This window comes from Selenomonas dianae, from assembly GCF_030644225.1.
GTDB lineage: Bacteria > Bacillota > Negativicutes > Selenomonadales > Selenomonadaceae > Centipeda > Centipeda dianae.
The window spans coordinates 821,079-838,883 of record NZ_CP128650.1 but is presented as its reverse complement, the minus strand read 5'-3'; the positions used below and the strand labels follow the sequence as shown (position 1 = coordinate 838,883).

Here is a 17,805-nt window from a genome sequence, read left to right as displayed (position 1 = left end):
GCGTCACACCCCCTCAGCCTTTGCTTTCTGCGGGCGCGACCTTGGGACGGATGACAACCTCGTCGATCAGCCCATATGCCTTTGCTTCCTCCGCCGACATGAAATTGTCGCGCTCCGTGTCAACGTTGATCTTCTCGGGATCCTGCCCCGTATGATGCGCGAGAATATTGTTGCCGACCTCACGCAGACGCAGGATCTCCTTCGCCTGGATCTGGATGTCAGTCGACTGTCCCTGCGCCCCGCCAAGCGGCTGATGGATCATGATGCGTGCGTGCGGCAATGCGCAGCGTTTCCCGGCAGCCCCCGCCGTCAGCAGAATGGAGCCCATGCTCGCTGCCTGTCCGATGCAGATCGTCGAAACATCCGGTTTGATGTACTGCATCGTGTCGTAGATGGCAAGCCCCGCCGTTACGACACCGCCCGGACTATTGATGTAGAGGTGGATATCCTTGTCCGGATCCTCGGACTCAAGGAAGAGCAGCTGCGCCACAACGACGTTCGCTACGCTGTCGTCAATCGGCCCACCCAGAAAGATGATGCGTTCCTTGAGCAGACGGGAGTAGATGTCATAGGCACGCTCCCCACGGCTCGAGTTCTCCACCACCATCGGTACATAGTAACTCATATATTCCTCCCCACAGGGGATGCATTATGCCGTGATGTTGTCCACGATGAACTGCGCCGTCTTCTTGCGCAGAACCGTCGCGGCAAGGTCACTGACACGTCCCTGCTCCTTAATAATCTTTTGGACCTGCTTCGGTGTCGCACCGTAGGACAGTGCCATCGCATAGACTTCCTGATCGAGATCCCTTCCCTCGACCTTGATCCCCTCAGCCTTTGCGACCTCCTCAAGCATGAGATCCGTGCGGACGTTCTTCTCCGCCGTCTCTCGGTACTCGTCGCGGATGCGTGCCATATCGAGACCCGCGTACTGGAGATACTGCTCAAGACTCATTCCCTGCTGCTCAAGACGCATCGCCATCTCCTGGATCATCGCCGTGATGCGGTTTTCGACCATGACCGGCGGAATCTCCATCGTGCAGTTCTCCGTCGCCATGTCGATCGCCTTCGTACGACGGTCGGTCTCCGCCTGACGCTCCGCTCCCGCCTGAAGGTTCTTGCGGATGTCCTCGCGGAGTTCTGCGAGTGTTTCAAACTTGCTCGCCTTCTTCGCAAACTCGTCGTTCAACTCGGGCAACTCACGCGACTTGATGCTGCGCACCGTGCATTTGAACATGGCCGGCTTGCCCTTGAGATTCTCCGCATGGTACTCCTCGGGGAACGTGACGTTCACCTCGCGCTCCTCGCCAATCTTCGCGCCGATGAGCTGATCCTCAAAGCCCGGGATAAAGCTGCCCGAGCCGATCTGGAGCGGGTAGTCCTCGCCCTTGCCGCCCTCGAACGCCGTTCCGTCGACAAAGCCCTCGAAATCAAGCGTGATGAAATCGTCCTTCTTGACCTCGGCATCCGCAGGTGCGTCCACGAGCGTTCCCTGATGCTGACGCATCCCCTCGATCTGACGGTCGATGTCCTCCTCGGACACAGTGACCTCGGGTTTTTCTACCGTCAGCCCCTTGTACTGACCGAGCGTTACCTCGGGACGCTGTGTGAACTTCGCCGTAAAGACAACATCCTTGCCCTCCTCAAGGGTCACGATGTCGATCTCGGGGCGCGTCACAGGCTCCATGTTCTGCTCCGTCAGAGCATCCTCGAACGCACGTTGGGCAACGCCCTCAAATGCTTCCTGCAAAATTGCATCCTTGCCGACGAAGTTCTCGACAATCCTGCGCGGTGCCTTGCCCTTGCGGAAGCCGGGGATGTTCACACGTCCCGCAATGCGCTTGGACGCACCATCCGTCGCCTTCTCAAGTTTCTCCTGTTCGACTTCAATCGTCAGAGTGACCTCACGGTTATCCCCATGCTCTGCCGTAACCTTCATTGTATGAAACAACCTCCTGCTATTTTCCTATGGAAACAACGTATCTACGCGCTTCCCGATATGCGGACATGCAAAGAGCATAGCGCCCGCGATTCTATCTGTATCGTATCATAAAAACACCAAAATGACAAGCAAGGGATTCGCTGTGTCAATGGAGCAGCTCCGTCATGCGCGTGAGCGGCTCGGAGAGATCCATGTGCCCCGACAGTGTCTCCACGGACGCGCCCTCAATGAGGATCTGTACCTTCTGCACCTCGGGGAAATCCGTGAGCGTGTTCACAATCGAGCCGACGAGCATTTCCTCTCCCGTCGAGCCGCCGCTGAAATTCTGCTCCAATTCTTTCGAGAAGTCCGCCGTTGCAACACCGTTCTTCACTGTGACACTGCGCAGCTTCGCCTTCTTCGGGATGACGGTCGTCTGCCCCTTCTCCTTCGTCCCCGTGAGGAGGGACTTCAGTGCAGCCGTATACTTGTCGTCCTTCTCGATGTTCACTGTACGAGTGACGGCGATGAGCCCTGTCCCGTCGTTTCTCGGATAGTAGACATTCACCTGCATCTCCTTCGGTGTCAGTGCCGCAGGTTTTTCCTTCTCCTGCGTCTGCTCCGTCTGCACGGTACTGTCCTTCTGCGCCGGCTTCTGCGCATCCCCGCAGCCCGCCGCAAGTGCGAGCATCGCTGCGGCTGCGAGTACGGCAGCGATGGATGTCATACGTTTCATTTGTATCAACACTTTGTGTCCGCTCCCCTCTATTCAAAATATCGCTCGATCGCACGGACGAGTGCCTGTGCCAGCTTCTCCTGATAGCCGGCGTTCGCCAACAGGTCCTCCTCGTGCGGATTTGAGAGAAAACCGAGCTCCACGAGGGAGGCAGGGATTTCGGTGTGGCGCAGAACGTAGAACTTCGCGTATTTGACCCCGCGATTGTAGAGGCCGCCCGCCGCCGCGAGTTCCTCGTTGAGGAGCGTCGCAAAATACTCATCCGCATCCGTCTTGGGGTAGTAGTACGTTTCCATTCCATGCGCATCGGGATTCGTAAACGAGTTGCAGTGTACCGAGAGGAAGAGCTCCGCCTCGGGGTGCTCCAAACTGACATCCACGCGTGCCTGCAGTTCCCCCGATGACGTATCGCCTGCGTAGGAAACGTCGGTATCCTCCGTCCGCGTCATGATGGCGTGTGCGCCCGCTGCCTGCAGCAATGCCTCCGTGCGTTTGGACACTGCAAGGGCAACCACCTTTTCGGGCAGTCCGGTGTATCCGATCGCCCCCGAATCGCTGCCCCCGTGCCCCGGATCGATGACCACCGTATGACCGCGTGCGGGACTTGGCTTCAACCGTGGTGCGATGATGTCAATGACAAGATATTCCTTCACCTTGCCGTGTGCCTCGGCAGGCATCGTGTAGACACGATAGGCATCCTCGTACGTCAGATCCGACGCCGCTGCAATGCGGAGTGCTGCACCGCGTTTCCCCTCCGATGTCACGGAAACGGATGTCGCAAGCTCTCCGCGCGGCGTATATATCTGCGGGAACTTTTTATCAAGTTTCACATTTTCAAGTGCGAGACTCAGCACATTCTCCTCTTGTGTCTGTGCAGCGAGTGCATCGGATACCCCTGCACGGTTCACACCGATCTGAATGCGGACGGCGGCACGGCCGTCAATCTCTGCCGCATGACTTTCCATGCTCAGGAGACGGAACGTCTTTCCCTTTGCCTCGCCCGTACCGCTCATAAAAAGCGTGCAAAAACAGACAAAAAGCGCTGCCACAGCGAGCAGCGTCCTTGTCCACCGATGTTGGTTTGACTGCATCAATACCAATAACACCTCCACTTCCCTACTTCAACAGTTCCAGTGCCTCTGCCTCAGCAGCCTCCGTAGCCGCTGCGTCGCGCTCCATGGAGATCGTCAGATAGTCCCCCTCGGAAACATCCACAGGAAGAAACGTCTTCGGGAAGTTCACCTTTTCCATCGCATCACCGAGCAGAAGCACGGCGTATTTTCCTTCAAATCGGTCAAGATATGCAGAAATCATTGTTTCTCCCCCCGTTCAGGTACAATCTTGTAGGTCTTTCCGTCACTCGTCACCGTGATCGTCCCGTTCTCTGCTGTCACATAAATCGGGATATTCAGTGCATGGTACTTCTTCATGGTCTCCTTGTGCGGATGTCCGTAGTCATTGTTCACCCCACAGGAGATGAGCGCCGCCTCGGGCTGAACCGCACGCAGGAAGTCCGCCGAAGAGGATGTCTTGCTGCCATGATGCCCGGATTTCAGAATCGTGCTCTTCACATTGGCACTATCCGCTGCAAGGATGGCCTGCTCCTCCTTCTTCTCCGCATCGCCCGTGAGCATCATGGAGAAATCGCCAAAGACCAACCGTCCGACCACGGACTCGTTGTTCGGGTCATGCTTGTACCCCTTGACATTTCCCTCCTTGACCAGCTGCGCCGAGGGGCCAAGCACCTCGAACACCGCGCCGCCGCCGAGATCGACACGGTCGCCCGCGACGAGCCCCTTGCGCTCGATCTTCTTCTCCTTGAGCTTTTTCACATAGCCGAGGTAGAGCTTCGAGGTCGAGGGCATTCCGTTGTCGTAGACCATGCCGACGGGATACTCGTTGAGCAGGACATCCATGCCGCCGATGTGATCGGCGTGCGGGTGCGTGAGGATGATTGTGTCAATTTTCTTGACATCCGCCTTTTTCAACTCCGCACGCAGCTTGTCGCGCTCGTCCACATCACTCGTATCGACGAGCACCGTCTTCTCCCCCGTCTGGATGAGAATGGAGTCGCCCTGCCCGATGTTCAGCACCTTAACGGTGATCTCCCCCTGCGTCGCCTGTTTGGGGGCATCGGAGGCAGGTGCAGCCGTGCAGCCCGCGAAAAACTGTGCTGCGAGGAGCACTGCTCCCGCAAGGACGGATGCCATCCATCGTTTCATTTGCAAGCCCCTCCCCGCGCGTTACGAACGCAGCGCCAGATTGATGAGAAACGCGATCGAGACCAAATACATGATCCAGCTGACCTTCTTATACTGCCCCGCGAAGAGCTTCATAATGGTATAGCTGATGAAGCCGAACGCAAAGCCGTTCGCAATGCTCGACGTGAGCGGCATCATGATGATTGTGAGGAATGCAGGAAGTGCATTCGTAAAATCCGAGAAGTCGATCTTGCCGACCTCGGACATGAGCAGTGCGCCGACAAGGATGAGCGCGGGAGCTGTCGCAAAGGCGGGTACAAGCCCGATGAGCGGGGTAAAGAAGAGCGCAGCGAGAAAGAGCACGCCCGCAGCAAGAGCCGTCAGTCCTGTACGCCCGCCGGCAGCAATACCCGCCGCACTCTCGATGTAGGACGTAACCGTGGACGTACCAAATACGGCGGACACCATCGTCCCGACCGCGTCCGTCGTCAGTGCCTTGTCGATGTTTTCGATATGCCCGTCAGGTTTCACCATCTTCGCCTTCGTCGTAAGGCCGATGAGCGTCCCCATATTATCGAAGAGCTCCACTACCGTGAACGTAAAGATGATCGAAACAAGGCCGTAGTTCCATGCACCCGCGAGATCGAGTTGGCCGAACGTCCCGCCCATGTGCGGCAGCGACGTGCTGACAATATCGCCGAACCCCTGCGGCGCGGGCGTCATGCCAAGCACCATCGCAAGCACCGTCGTGACAAAGATGCCGATGAGGATCGAGCCGTGGACATTGCGTGCCATGAGTGCCGCCGTAAAGAGCAGACCGAACAGCGAGAGCAGCGTCGTCGGTGCGGTCACATGACCGAGCGAAACATACGTCGCGGAGTTCTCGACAATCAGCCCGGTGCCCTTGAGCCCAATGAATGCAATAAAAAGCCCGATACCGACGCTGATTGCGAGTTTCAGATCGCGCGGCACGGCGTTGATGATCGCCTGCCGAATCCCGCCGACTGTCAGAATGAGGAAGAGCACACCGGAGAAGAACACCGCACCGAGTGCAACCGTCCAGTGCAGTCCGAGCACACCACAGACATAGTAGGCAAAGAATGCATTGAGCCCCATGCCGGGCGCGAGTGCGACGGGATAGTTCGCAAAGACGCCCATCGCCATCGAGGCGAGTGCCGCAATCCAGATCGTCGAGGCAATCGCCGCATCCTTCGGAATCCCCGCATCGGCAAGAATGTTCGGGTTGACGAAGAGAATGTACGCCATTGCGATAAAGGTCGTCAGCCCCGCAATGAGTTCCGTGCGGACGGACGAGCCCTTCTCCCGTATCTTGAAATACCGCTCAATAAAGGACGGCGGCGTGCCCTGCATCTCCATGTAAACATCTCCTTAAAAACAAAAAAAGCCCGATAAGGCTTAGAACAAAAATGGCGGAGTGGGAGAGATTCGAACTCTCGCAGCGGTTACCCACTCTAACGATTTAGCAAACCGTCCTCTTCAGCCTCTTGAGTACCACTCCATATTCTTTTTTCGCTTCATCAACGACATGGGATATATTAACAGAACATATCGAAGTTGTCAAGAAAAAAATGAAGGGGCTGCCTTCCGTGCCCCTTCATCGTATTGCGCAGACGTAATCGTTCCCACGTCAATACCCTTGCCTCACTTGTCCTCCTTCTTCTCTCCTTTGAGCCATTCATCGAGAAGCTCATCATACAGACGGAGATGGCGCTTGATGATCGCAAAGCTCTCCTCATCTACAACGCCGGCGCTGTCATGTGCAACCTCCTTCATCCATTTTTGACCTTCTTCCAGAACGCCGCGATAGCCGAGCTTTTGAATTTTTTCGGTCATCTCATCATAGCTGAGGTAATCTTTTTCACCGCGCAAAGCCAACGAAAGATCCGACATGAACGACTGCATCTCCGAATGAGACAAGCCTTTGACGGCTTCATACCAAGCACGCTGCTGCTCGACCGGAGCGTCATGCGGTGGAAAATATGCAACGTGATCGGCATCATAACGCAGACCGCTGAAATACCACCGATACTCCTCGTCGGGAATACCGAGAGGATTCCCGACCTTCGGCTCTTTCTCCGCCGCCTTCTTCGTCTGCTCGGACTGAACCGATGAAAGCACCGACGCAAAGTCGCCCGCATTATGTTTCTTTACACCTTGCGTCTGATTCATCCGTCCAAGAACATCCGCTGACGTTTGCTCGATTCTCATGATCCTCTTCCTTTCATTTTCATATAACAAGTTATATTTTTCCTCTATTTAAATATATCGTTTTTCAAAAAAATTAACTTTACAATTTTATGCGGCCTAAGTACTTTCTGGATGAACACATCTTATAACAATCAGTAATAGAAAATATAAAAAACCTACATAGAATTTTTCTTTTCCTTCATTGAATATTATCCTTTCTACAGATATAATAAAATACCAGAAAGGAATAATCGAATGGAACTTGCACAATTAAAATACTTTCAAGTTATGGCAAACATCCGCCACTTTACACGCGCAGCGCGGATGCTGGATGTGACGCAGCCCGCACTCAGCCGCTCAATGGCAAAACTGGAAAAGGATCTTGAGATCCCCCTCTTCAAGCGTCACGATGGAGAAATCGAGCTGACATCGGAGGGAGAACGGCTTCTGCGCCGCGTAGACCGCATTCTGCGCGAGGTGGACAGCGCACGCGAGGAGGCGAACAGCGCACACGCAGAGGTTTCCACCGAGTTCAGGCTCTCGTTCATCCACTCGCTTGGCAGCTATGTCCTGCCACATATTCTGCAGGACTTTCGCGCGAGTTTCCCCGACATCCGTGTACAACTGAATCAGCAGGACTCGTCCACACTGGCACAGCAGGTTGCGGCAGGGGAAACGGATCTCTGTCTCTGCTCCACCATCCCAACGACGGAATACAGCGCGTGGGTCTATCTCTGGTCAGAGGAACTCTTCGTCACCGTGCCGCTCGGGCATCCGTTTGCCGACCGCGAGCAAATCAATCTACGTGAGCTTGAGGATGAACCGCTGATCGCGATGAAGAGCAGCTACAGTCTGCGCATCCTCGTCGATCAATTCTTCGACCTCGCGGGCATTCATCCCGAAATCACGTTCGAAGGCGACGATGTATCGACCATCTCGGGGTTGGTCGCTGCGGGGCTCGGTGTGAGCCTCCTGCCAAAACTCGCCGGGGTCGAGCATCCGGAGCTGCGCTACATCCCCGTTTCGTTCCCAATCTGCAAGCGTGCCGTCGGTGTCGCATGGAACACACAGCGTCAACTGCCACCGGCGGCAATCTGCTTTCAGCAGTTCCTGATCCGTCGCTTCGACGATACAAACACCCCTAATGCATCATTTGAGTAACAGAACAGACTTCATTTTATCAACGATTTCTAAAAAAGCGACCCGCGAAGGAATATGTCTTCGCAGGTCGCTTTTTACTCACGGTTTCGGCTTCTCTGCCTGAAGGCGGCCGACACGCACGATGTCGGATACCTGAACCTGATGTGTCTTACCGTTCACGTCAGCAATGACGCTCGGCTGACCGTCGGTGATGCTCACACCGATGATCTTGCCCTCATAGCTCTGCGTCTTCACCGTTCCATCGCTGTTCTTGAGCGGCTTTTTATCCGCACCCAGAACCACGCTGTTCCACTGGACGGGCTGTCCGATCATATTGCTCAACTGTCCGATGAGGACGGAGGAGTTGATATTGTCGACGATCTTCGACACGTTCTCAAGTCCCTTGGAAACGTTGGTCATCTGCTCAAGCGCGGAGAACTGCGCGAGCTGCGAGAGATACTGGCTGTTGTCCTGCGGATCGAGCGGATCCTGATAGCGCATCTGTGTGACGAGCAACTTCAGGAAAGCATCCTTTCCGAGCGTATCGTTCTTCTTATCCTTCGCTTTTGCCTGATTCTGTGCCGCTTCGTACTCAGAGAGCTTCTGCGTAACACCACCGGTTGTAATGGTATTGAGCGGGTTTGAACTTGCCACGATATTTCCTCCTCGCTATACGCGATAGTCTACGCCATCTGCGCCGACACTGCCGCCCATCTCCTCCGCTGTGATCGGCGCTAGTCCGTCTATCTCATCAAGATAGTCGTCGGCATCACCGCGCGTGTAACGTTGTGTCTCGCTGCGGTGGCTGCTCTGCTGCTGCCACGCTTCCTGTCCCTGCCCCTGCGGCATCTGACCATCCGTGAGACCTGCGTACACACCGACGCGGTCGACCTTGATCCCTTGGTTGGTCAGTTCCTGTCGAAGCTGGACAAGGGAGTTCTCTATGACGTTCCGCACATGGGCATTGTCACTATGGAAGGAAGCCTGCACCGCGCCATCCGACCCGACAGCGACACGCAGGGTCAGCTCACCGAGATGTTCGGGCTTGAGCCGAATGACCATCTGCGTGTCCGTGAGCGTGCGCAAAAGGCGCGCCTGCTCGACGATCTGACGCGGGATCTCATAGTCCGGCTGCGGACGCTGTGCCTCCTGCGTCTGTACGGGAGCATTGACATCCTGCATGGGAAGCGGATTCGCTCCCGTCTGTGCAGCGATGGGCTGTGCGGGCTGCGGCATCGTTTCTGCCAAGCGCGTCGGAATCTCAAAGACCGTGTCCGATGCCATGCGCACATCCTGCTGCCCGCTTGCCAGTGACTGCTCCTCTTGTGCACTGCTCTGCTGCCCCGTCGTATCGCCCTGCATCGTATCATGACGCATCGTACGCTGTGCAAGGACGGTGAGCGGATTTGCGGCAGTCTCCTCACCGATCAGATTCTCTCCAACGAGATCCACGGCAGATTTTCCCTGCGCAGCGGCAGAAGCCGTCTCCGCCTGTGCCCGCAAAAGCGGCGCGGCAACGATGTCCGCCGCCATTGACTTCACAGGGGACTGCTGCATCTCCACAGGTGCGACCATCTCCTCAAAACGCGCAGAAGCGCCGGATGACGCAGGATTGCGCGGTATCAGATCGTCCATTGCAGAGGACTGCTCCGACAAAGGCGCGACAGCATCCTCTGTCGCCGCATCGACAGAGGGCATCTGCACCTCAGTCGATGCAGCCGAAGCCGCCAGTGCTGCACGCAGCTGTGCGGGAGGTACGGCATCCAGTGCCGCCAGACGCGGAACTTGGGACGATGTGGGAGCAGACTGCAGGGAGGTACGTGACACCGCTGACACAGACTCCTGCACGGTCGTAAGCTCTTCTGCACTGACCGACTGCGTCGGAGGATTTCCTTCCAGTGCAAGAAGGAGATTACGGCTCTTCACCCCCTCCTCCGGCATCTGCTGCAGGAGATTCTGCACGGCAGTTTGCAGCTTTTTGTCACCGAGCTGTTCCGCCGTCAAATCATAACGCTCAAGGATCTCTGTGAGCGCAGCATCCAGCCCCTCATTCACATTTACATCCACGCTTGTTCGATCCGTGTTTACAAGCGCCGCCAATGCCGCCACAGCAGAAGCATCGGCCGTGGGATCATCCACGGATAAGGTTTTTTTGGCGTCGATCCCTGTTTTCTGATCGACCATTTTCGGCATTTCTGCCGTCACATCCTGTGTGTCCGGCGACGGTACGGTGCTTCCCGTCTGAGGCACCTTCGTCTGTGCCGTTTTTACAGGAGCTTCACGCATCTCGGTCTTTGACGCGTCTGCACCCATTCCCTTTTGCAGTGCGCCAAATGTATCGCTGAACGAATTCTTCCCTGAGGCTGTTTGCGCACGATTCCCCGCGGTCTCGGTGCGCCCCTTCGGTGCTCCTGCCCCCGCAGAGATCCCATCGGCTGTCGATACAGCCATGAGATTACTTGCATTCATCTACACATCACCTCTTCTACTCTTTTATCGAAACAAATACGTCCCCTCTTAAATATTTTTTGGCATGGCACATTTCAGCGCATCGCCGATGCTCTCTGCACCAAAGATTGCCATATCATCAAATTTCCCCTGCAGCTGGCGATAGTTCTTCATGGGCAGGAGGGCTGCCTTGAAACCGAGCCGCCGCGCCTCGGCGACGCGTAACTCCGCCTGGGATACGGCACGCACTTCGCCCGAAAGTCCAACCTCGCCGCAGACGACCATATGTGGGCGCGGCAGACGATTCGCAAAGCTGGATGCCATTGCAACGCTGAGTGCCAGATCGGCGGCAGGTTCGTCGAGACGGATGCCCCCCGCCACCTTGACATAAACATCCGCCGCACCGATGGGCAGCTTCACGCGCTTTTCGAGCACGGCAAGAAGCAGTTGGATACGCTTCACATCCACAGAGTCCGCAGTCCTGCGTGGCGGCTGGTACGGGGTTGGCGCAACAAGTGCCTGCACCTCGACGAGCAGAGGACGCGTCCCCTCCACGGTCGGCACGATGATCGAGCCGCTCTCCATCGCACGCTCCGAGAGAAAGAGTTTCGAGGCATCGGGAACATCGACCAATCCGACATCGCGCATCTCAAAGAGCCCGAGCTCGTTCGTGCTGCCAAAGCGATTCTTCACGGCACGCAGCACGCGGTACTCGGCGTTGCGCTCGCCCTCGAAGTAGAGCACCGTATCGACAATGTGCTCAAGAACACGCGGTCCTGCGAGGCTGCCTTCCTTTGTCACATGCCCGATGACGAATACGGCGATACCAGCTGTCTTTGCCACACGCATCAGTTCCATTGCACACTCGCGCACCTGCGAGACACTGCCGGGTGCGCTCTCAATGTCGGGGCGGTACATGGTCTGAATGGAGTCGATGATGAAAAGTGCGGGCTGCTCGCGCTCCACATGGGCACAGATCGCATCGAGGTTCGTCTCGCTGACGACGAGCAGATCATCCGCAATCGCGTGCAGACGATCCGCGCGCATACGGATCTGGCGTGCGCTCTCCTCTCCCGTCACATAGAGAACGCGCTTTCCTGCGCGCGCAATATCTGCCGAGATGCGCAGCGTCAGACTCGACTTGCCAACCCCCGGGTCGCCCACGATAAGCACCATCGAGCCGGGAATCACACCGCCGCCGAGCACGCGATCGAGTTCGCCCGATCCCGTCGAAAAGCGCGGCAGATCCTCAACGGCGATGCTGCCGATGGACTGCGGCGGCTCGGATTGAATCGTTCCGATCCCACGTTGTTCCTCTACGGAGGGCGTTATGATTTCCTCCACAAGGGAGTTCCACGCCCCGCAGCCCGGACATTTCCCCATCCACTTGAACGTGTCATAACCGCAATTTTGACAGACATACGCAGTTTTTTTCTTCTTTGCCATAGAATCTCCTAACAAAAGAAAAGGGACTGCGGTTTACAGCCCCTTCCGTTTCCGATATGTCAGCACACGAAATACCGCACGCACAAGCCAGTACAGTGACCAGCCCAGATTGAGGAGGAAATCCCCCGCACGCCCCGTGCGGGACGGCGGTGCAAGCACATTGCGCTGTGCCTCAGGTTTCATGATAGGATGCCTGCTTCTCTCCCTTTACGCGCTTATTGCGGCTTGTGTCCTTTTTTACAAAGTCCAGTCCATCGCCCGCCTTGCGCACGGAGATGACATCGCCCGCCGTAAAATCACGCGCGAGGATACGCTCTGCAAGTTCGTCCTCAATGTTCTTCTGTATCGCGCGGCGCAGCGGACGTGCGCCAAATTTCACATCCGTCCCCTTCGAGATGAGCACACGCTTCGCCGACGGGCAGATCTCGATATTGATCTCCTGCTCGGCAAGGCGTGCCTTTACATCACGCAAGAGAATATCCACGATCTTCGTCAGCTCCGGCGTGCCGAGGGCGTTGAATACAATCATATCGTCCACGCGGTTCAGAAATTCGGGACGGAAAATCTTCCGCACCTCCTCCAGAACCTGTTTCTTCACGCGTTCCTCGTCTGTATCCTTCGTCTGCAGACCGACCGTGAAGCCGATCGTCCCCGTTGTGGAACGCAGATGATTTGCCCCTGCGTTCGATGTCATAATGATGATCGTGTTGCGGAAATCCGTCACCGTTCCCTGCCCGTCCGTAAGCCGCCCATCTTCGAGCACCTGCAGCAGCATATGGAAAACATCAGGATGTGCCTTTTCCACTTCATCAAAGAGGACGATGGAAAACGGCTTTTTGCGCACGGCATCCGTGAGCTGACCGCCCTCCTCGTAGCCGACATAGCCCGGAGGCGCACCGACAAGTCGCGCCGTCGTATGCTTTTCCATGTATTCGGACATATCGAAGCGGATGATCGCATCCTCCGTTCCAAACACGGATTCCGCGAGCGCACGCGCAAGCTCCGTCTTGCCCACCCCCGTCGAGCCGAGAAAGAGGAACGAGCCGATCGGGCGACGCGGATCCTTCACGCCCGCACGCGCACGGCGCACCGCCTTGGACACTGCGCGTACCGCCTCGTCCTGACCGATCACGCGCCGGCTGATCTGCTTTTCAAGAGCAAGCAGACGGTCGGACTCCTTGGCAGCGATGCGTTGGACGGGAATGCCCGTCCACTGTGCCACAACATCCGCGATGTCGTTCTCAGAAACCAGAACCTCCGCCCGCTGCTCCTCTCCAAGGCGCGATGCCTCAAGGTGCGCACGCAGTTCCTGCTCACGGTCGCGCAGACGCGCCGCCGCCTCATAGTCCTGCCCGCTGATCGCGGCATCCTTCTGCTTCACCGTCTCTGCAATCTCTGTGCGCAGCCCCATGAGCTGATCGGTATTGCCCACACTCTTCATACGCACGCGCGATGCCGCCTCGTCCATGAGGTCAATCGCCTTGTCCGGGAGACAGCGATCCGTGATGTAACGCTTGGCGAGGCGTACCGCTGCACGAATGGCGGAATCCTCAATGTGCGCATGGTGAAACTCCTCGTATTTGCTGCGCAGACCAAAGAGAATTTTCTCCGCATTCTCCTCGTTCGGCTCATCCACCAGAACCGTCTGAAAGCGACGTGCCAATGCAGAGTCCTTTGCAAAGTGCTTTTTATACTCGCTGAGTGTCGTCGCGCCGATGATCTGCATCTCCCCACGCGCAAGGGCAGGCTTTAGGATGTTCGCCGCATCCAGCGACCCCTCCGCACCGCCCGCGCGGATGAGCGTATGGATCTCGTCGATGAAAAGAATGATGTTCTTCGCCTTGATGACATCATCCACCACATTTTTGAGCCGCTCCTCGAACTCACCGCGATATTTCGTCCCTGCAACGAGTGCCGTCATCGAGAGTGTGACGACACGTTTATCCTCAAGCAGGAACGGTACCTCCCCGTCTGCGATGCGTTGGGCAAGCCCCTCCGCGACCGCAGTCTTGCCAACCCCCGCCTCTCCGAGGAGGAGGGGATTGTTCTTGGTACGACGTGCGAGGATCTGGATCACGCGATCAATCTCCCCCGCACGCCCGATCACGGGATCGAGCCCTCCCGTACGGGCGACATCGACCAGATCACGCCCGTACTTCTTGAGCGAAGCGGGAAGCCCCTTGACGCCTCCCCGTTTCGTTTTTTGACGTGCAGACTTCTCCTTTGATTCCTCCTCTGCCTCGCTCATGCATTCAAGCACCGCACGCTGCAGCTCCTCGATGTCGACATCCAGTTCCTCAAGCGAATGGACGGCACCGCCCTCCGCCTCGGTAAGCAAACTGAGCAGGATGTGCTCTGTCGTCACAAAGGAACGCTCCTCACGTGCCGTATCAATCGCCCCCTGCATGACGCGCTGCGCACGTCGTGTATAGTACGGAGCATCCTCGGCGGGGTGCAGGACATCTTGAAACCCGTCCGCACTGCGAACAATACGTTCCACGCTGTCATAATCTACACCAAATTTTTCCATAACCTCCGCCGAGATCGTCTCGCGCATATGCAAAATACCCAGCAGAAGCTGGCCCGTACCGATGTATCCCTTTCCACGTCGCTGTGCGATGTACTGTGAAAATTCCACGGCTTTGATTGCCGCCTGTGTGAAGTATTGACGGTAGTTCAAGCTGTCCCCCTCCTCATCCCTGTATTCTGTATTTTTGTAAGATCGTACGCACACGTGCAGCGCGTACGGCACTAATTTCCCCCGCAGACAGATTCTCATTTTCTGCCACATATTTGAGATAGTTATCCCGTGCTGCGACGAGGATCTCTGCATAGGCATCCGGTGCCACCTCTTTGATGACCCCCCGGTCGATACCATAGCGCACGCGTGAAACAAGCGTGAAAAGCTCCTGCTCCGTCAGCGCGCGCGCGTAGGACAAAATGCCAAACGCACGCCAAATGCCATCCTCGACGCCATCCTTCCCAAAGCAGGAAAGTGCCTTGCGGGCACGACGCTCATGTGCGACAATCTCCCCCACAGTCGTCTGCAAATTCTCGATCATCTCCGCCTCGGAATAACCGAGGGTGAACTGATTGGAAATCTTATAGAGATGTGCGCCCTCGCCAAGCCCCTCAAGCGGGTGCACAGAAAGTCCGATCTGTGGGGAAGTGTTGACAATATTCTCGATGTTGCGCGTATAGACAAGCCCCGGCAAATGAAGAATGACCGAGGCACGCAGCCCCGTCCCGAGATTCGTCGGATACGCCGTCAGATAGCCCATCGTTTCATCAAAGGCAAGATCCAGCCGCGCCTCGATGTAGTCATCCACCCGTGATGCCATATCAAACGCCGCCGTGAGCGACAGCCCCGGTGTCATCGACTGGATGCGCAGATGATCGTCCTCATTGACGAGAATACTGATACGCGTATCCCGGCTGATATATGCCATGCGGTGCGGCAGCATCTCAGCAAACTTTTCACTGACAAGACGTTTTTCGATCAGCACACCGCGCTGCAGTGCCGTGAGCTGGTCAAGTGCAATACGGTCAATCGGCTGTCCAAGCTCCGTACCGAGATCTGCAAGAGCCACATCGATACACTGCCGGATCTCTGCCAGCTGACCGAGATCGGCACGTCCCGGGAACGGAAGTCCGACGAGATTGCGTGCCAGACGCACACGACTGGCGAGCACAACATCGCTGTCCGCCCCCTCTGCACCAAACCATGAGAGCCGACTGCTCTGAAGGAGCGCATTAACTGCCATAGGACTCCTCCTCCATCCGACGCTCCAGACTGCGAATCTGATCGCGGTACTCTGCCGCCTTCTCATACTCCTCGCGTGCCACCGCCTCCTTCAGACGGGTGCGCAGCTGCTCCGCCTCCTGACGGAGCATGATCGAGTTCCCCGAGCGGCGCGGAATCTTGCCCCGATGGACACTGGATCCATGGATGCGCCGCAGAAGCGGCGTCAGCTCATGATGGAACGTTTCATAACAGACCGAGCAGCCAATCTGCCCTGTCTGCTGGAAATCCTGAAATTTCATGCCGCAGTTTGGGCATGTGATACGCGGTGCGTTTTCTTCTGCGGCAGGCTCCTGCTTGTTGCTGCCAAAAATTCCTTTAAGGAAATCCTCTGCCGATACATTTTCCTGCTGCGCACGCAGAATCGACGCCCCATACCGAGCCGCACAACTCATACATATATTCTTCTCACTCCGCCCCCCCGGACCAATCTGCACAATGTGCACAATCGCATCGTTGCGGCCGCATTCCTCACAGATCATTGCATTTCCTTCCATCGCATATTGCGTGATTGTTCATTTCTATGTATATATCGACGAACTATCTGAAATTCTCCAGTGTCGATATCATCGTCTTGAGCATCTGAACACGTTCCTTTGCAGCGAGTGTCTCCGAGTGGAAGAGACCTGTCACCATCTGCATGAGAAGTGCCGCCTCACGTGTCTCCACCATCCCATGCTGAGCGAGATAACGCACCATCGACTGCACCGTCTCCATATCCGTGTTCTCGTCAATTTTCGACATCATATCCCGATAGACGAGGTCATGCAGCGGCACCTGCACAATGCGGATAAAGCCACCAAGACCACGTCGCGACTCCACCACAAAGCCCCGATCCTGCGTAAAACGCGTGGCGAGCACATAGCTGATCTGCGACGGTGCACATGAAATCTCATCCGCAATCTCTGTCCGCCGCAGCTCCACCTGACCGTCCTGCCGCGAAGCCAGCTGACGGAGAATGTAGGACTCAATCATATCGGCAATGTTGCTCATCATATCACCTTCTCCGATTCGTTAATTGTGCTTTTTTCTATTATATTTGTTTTTTTGACTTTTAGCAAGTGCTAATTATGACACTTTATGAAAAGTTTCACTCGTCCTTACAGCCGCAAGGCTGAAGGAAAATATCACCTACTCTTTTATTTTATCCGATTATAGCAGTTTATGGCGGTGAATCATGGTTTTTGTAGGCAAACGGTAGACAAATGGTAGACAAAAAGATGAGGGATGACGCAAGCTGCGCCGTCCCTCAATCCATTTTTGTAGACAAATTTTATCATTTTGAAATGTATACAAAAATAAGCCCCAAAGCCGAAGCTCCAGGATGAATTACCACTCTATGATATTGTATGTGACGGTCGCACCCTTATATCGCCCGCCGTCAAAATGTGCCAATGCCTCAAATCGCCCTTGCTCGTAGCCAATCGACATGAGTGCCTTGCCGTCGATGACGGATGCGCCCGCCTTGATGCGGTGGTCTTTTCGGAGGTTGATCTTATACACGTCAACTTTTTGCTTTTCAGTTGGCAACTGCTTGCCATCCTTATCCTTCGTGATCGGTGTGACGACGGTGCGGTCAGACTTCTCCCGTGCCGCCCTCGGTAGTGTCGGGTCGTCCTCCCGTATCTGCCGCTCAACGACCTGCGCCGCCCGCTCTACCGTTGGCGCACTCACATAGTACGTCGTTGTCGGCGCACGCTGTCCTGCCTGTGCCTCCGCAAGCCGCTGTTGCAGGGCATTCGCATTGGCACGGGAAATATCGAGCTGCGCCCGCAGTACCGCCGCATCCTGCGTCTGCTCCTGTGTCATGACAGCGGGTTTTTCCTGTGTTGCCGCATGACCTGCATAGTGCCCAAGCACATAGGCAAAACCGAAGATCACGATGACCACGGTCAAAAGGAGT

General features: G+C 56.1%; 18 protein-coding genes and 1 tRNA gene. 1 reads left to right on the top strand and 18 read right to left on the bottom strand.

Annotated elements, in window-relative coordinates:
* Positions 1-13: 13 nt before the first annotated feature.
* From clpP to QU667_RS04045, 9 genes are all read right to left on the bottom strand, one after another.
* Positions 14-625, bottom strand: coding sequence for an ATP-dependent Clp endopeptidase proteolytic subunit ClpP (clpP, locus tag QU667_RS04085; protein WP_304988053.1), 612 nt, complete (start codon positions 623-625; stop codon positions 14-16).
* A gap of 24 nt (positions 626-649) precedes the next feature.
* On the bottom strand, positions 650-1,939 hold the full coding sequence (gene tig / locus QU667_RS04080) for a trigger factor (protein WP_304988052.1): 1,290 nt from the start codon (positions 1,937-1,939) through the stop codon (positions 650-652).
* A gap of 148 nt (positions 1,940-2,087) precedes the next feature.
* Complete coding sequence (locus QU667_RS04075) at positions 2,088-2,657, bottom strand: GerMN domain-containing protein (RefSeq protein WP_304988051.1); 570 nt, start codon at positions 2,655-2,657, stop codon at positions 2,088-2,090.
* Positions 2,658-2,686: 29 nt separating this feature from the next.
* A complete protein-coding gene (locus QU667_RS04070) occupies positions 2,687-3,748 on the bottom strand; it encodes an N-acetylmuramoyl-L-alanine amidase family protein (protein WP_304988050.1) in 1,062 nt (353 codons plus the stop codon).
* A gap of 25 nt (positions 3,749-3,773) precedes the next feature.
* The gene (locus tag QU667_RS04065; protein ID WP_304988049.1) at positions 3,774-3,971 is read right to left on the bottom strand and encodes a DUF3006 domain-containing protein; all 198 of its coding nucleotides are present in this window, start codon (positions 3,969-3,971) and stop codon (positions 3,774-3,776) included.
* On the bottom strand, positions 3,968-4,879 hold the full coding sequence (locus QU667_RS04060) for a ComEC/Rec2 family competence protein (RefSeq protein ID WP_304988048.1): 912 nt from the start codon (positions 4,877-4,879) through the stop codon (positions 3,968-3,970). The genes QU667_RS04065 and QU667_RS04060 overlap by 4 nt, the downstream gene beginning before the upstream one ends.
* Before the next feature lie 21 nt (positions 4,880-4,900).
* Positions 4,901-6,235 (bottom strand): NCS2 family permease, encoded by a 1,335-nt coding sequence (locus tag QU667_RS04055; RefSeq protein ID WP_304988047.1) that lies wholly within the window; start codon positions 6,233-6,235, stop codon positions 4,901-4,903.
* 51 nt (positions 6,236-6,286) lie between these two features.
* Positions 6,287-6,377: transfer RNA gene (locus QU667_RS04050), tRNA-Ser, on the bottom strand.
* Positions 6,378-6,520: 143 nt separating this feature from the next.
* Entirely contained in the window at positions 6,521-7,087 is a 567-nt protein-coding gene (locus tag QU667_RS04045; protein ID WP_304988046.1) for a hypothetical protein, read from the bottom strand.
* Positions 7,088-7,321: 234 nt separating this feature from the next.
* On the opposite strand from QU667_RS04045, the gene QU667_RS04040 reads away from it, so the two are divergent.
* Positions 7,322-8,227, top strand: coding sequence for a LysR family transcriptional regulator (locus QU667_RS04040; RefSeq protein ID WP_304988045.1), 906 nt, complete (start codon positions 7,322-7,324; stop codon positions 8,225-8,227).
* 78 nt (positions 8,228-8,305) lie between these two features.
* On the opposite strand, the gene QU667_RS04035 is transcribed toward QU667_RS04040, so the two are convergent.
* The 9 genes from QU667_RS04035 to QU667_RS03995 form a co-directional block, all read right to left on the bottom strand.
* Positions 8,306-8,860, bottom strand: a complete 555-nt coding sequence (locus tag QU667_RS04035; protein WP_304988044.1) for a flagellar hook assembly protein FlgD — start codon at positions 8,858-8,860, stop codon at positions 8,306-8,308.
* Positions 8,861-8,875: 15 nt separating this feature from the next.
* On the bottom strand, positions 8,876-10,675 hold the full coding sequence (locus tag QU667_RS04030) for a flagellar hook-length control protein FliK (RefSeq protein WP_304988043.1): 1,800 nt from the start codon (positions 10,673-10,675) through the stop codon (positions 8,876-8,878).
* A 48-nt stretch (positions 10,676-10,723) separates the two neighbouring features.
* Positions 10,724-12,100, bottom strand: coding sequence for a DNA repair protein RadA (gene radA / locus QU667_RS04025; RefSeq protein ID WP_304988042.1), 1,377 nt, complete (start codon positions 12,098-12,100; stop codon positions 10,724-10,726).
* Between the two features lie 33 nt (positions 12,101-12,133).
* Positions 12,134-12,283 carry a hypothetical protein gene (locus tag QU667_RS04020; RefSeq protein ID WP_304988041.1) on the bottom strand — a complete coding sequence of 50 codons (150 nt, stop codon included), beginning with the start codon at positions 12,281-12,283 and terminating at the stop codon, positions 12,134-12,136.
* Positions 12,273-14,780 (bottom strand): ATP-dependent Clp protease ATP-binding subunit, encoded by a 2,508-nt coding sequence (locus tag QU667_RS04015; RefSeq protein WP_304988040.1) that lies wholly within the window; start codon positions 14,778-14,780, stop codon positions 12,273-12,275. Before QU667_RS04015 ends, QU667_RS04020 begins: the two co-directional genes overlap by 11 nt.
* A gap of 13 nt (positions 14,781-14,793) precedes the next feature.
* A complete protein-coding gene (locus tag QU667_RS04010) occupies positions 14,794-15,864 on the bottom strand; it encodes an ATP--guanido phosphotransferase (RefSeq protein WP_304988039.1) in 1,071 nt (356 codons plus the stop codon).
* The gene (locus QU667_RS04005) at positions 15,854-16,384 is read right to left on the bottom strand and encodes a UvrB/UvrC motif-containing protein (RefSeq protein ID WP_304988038.1); all 531 of its coding nucleotides are present in this window, start codon (positions 16,382-16,384) and stop codon (positions 15,854-15,856) included. Before QU667_RS04005 ends, QU667_RS04010 begins: the two co-directional genes overlap by 11 nt.
* 58 nt (positions 16,385-16,442) lie before the next feature.
* A complete protein-coding gene (locus tag QU667_RS04000) occupies positions 16,443-16,895 on the bottom strand; it encodes a CtsR family transcriptional regulator (protein WP_304988037.1) in 453 nt (150 codons plus the stop codon).
* Between the two features lie 336 nt (positions 16,896-17,231).
* Positions 17,232-17,786, bottom strand: a complete 555-nt coding sequence (locus QU667_RS03995; protein WP_425541851.1) for a glycoprotease — start codon at positions 17,784-17,786, stop codon at positions 17,232-17,234.
* Positions 17,787-17,805 lie beyond the last annotated feature (19 nt).

Excerpts from the sequence above, each read along its gene's own strand:
- clpP (WP_304988053.1), bottom strand. The coding sequence starts at position 625 with ATGAGTTACTATGTACCGATGGTGGTGGAGAACTCGAGCCGTGGGGAG.
- tig (WP_304988052.1), bottom strand. The coding sequence starts at position 1,939 with ATGAAGGTTACGGCAGAGCATGGGGATAACCGTGAGGTCACTCTGACG.
- QU667_RS04075 (WP_304988051.1), bottom strand. The coding sequence starts at position 2,657 with ATGAAACGTATGACATCCATCGCTGCCGTACTCGCAGCCGCAGCGATG.
- QU667_RS04070 (WP_304988050.1), bottom strand. The coding sequence starts at position 3,748 with ATGCAGTCAAACCAACATCGGTGGACAAGGACGCTGCTCGCTGTGGCA.
- QU667_RS04065 (WP_304988049.1), bottom strand. The coding sequence starts at position 3,971 with ATGATTTCTGCATATCTTGACCGATTTGAAGGAAAATACGCCGTGCTT.
- QU667_RS04060 (WP_304988048.1), bottom strand. The coding sequence starts at position 4,879 with ATGAAACGATGGATGGCATCCGTCCTTGCGGGAGCAGTGCTCCTCGCA.
- QU667_RS04055 (WP_304988047.1), bottom strand. The coding sequence starts at position 6,235 with ATGGAGATGCAGGGCACGCCGCCGTCCTTTATTGAGCGGTATTTCAAG.
- QU667_RS04045 (WP_304988046.1), bottom strand. The coding sequence starts at position 7,087 with ATGAGAATCGAGCAAACGTCAGCGGATGTTCTTGGACGGATGAATCAG.
- QU667_RS04040 (WP_304988045.1), top strand. The coding sequence starts at position 7,322 with ATGGAACTTGCACAATTAAAATACTTTCAAGTTATGGCAAACATCCGC.
- QU667_RS04030 (WP_304988043.1), bottom strand. The coding sequence starts at position 10,675 with ATGAATGCAAGTAATCTCATGGCTGTATCGACAGCCGATGGGATCTCT.
- radA (WP_304988042.1), bottom strand. The coding sequence starts at position 12,100 with ATGGCAAAGAAGAAAAAAACTGCGTATGTCTGTCAAAATTGCGGTTAT.
- QU667_RS04020 (WP_304988041.1), bottom strand. The coding sequence starts at position 12,283 with ATGAAACCTGAGGCACAGCGCAATGTGCTTGCACCGCCGTCCCGCACG.
- QU667_RS04010 (WP_304988039.1), bottom strand. The coding sequence starts at position 15,864 with ATGGCAGTTAATGCGCTCCTTCAGAGCAGTCGGCTCTCATGGTTTGGT.
- QU667_RS04005 (WP_304988038.1), bottom strand. The coding sequence starts at position 16,384 with ATGATCTGTGAGGAATGCGGCCGCAACGATGCGATTGTGCACATTGTG.
- QU667_RS04000 (WP_304988037.1), bottom strand. The coding sequence starts at position 16,895 with ATGAGCAACATTGCCGATATGATTGAGTCCTACATTCTCCGTCAGCTG.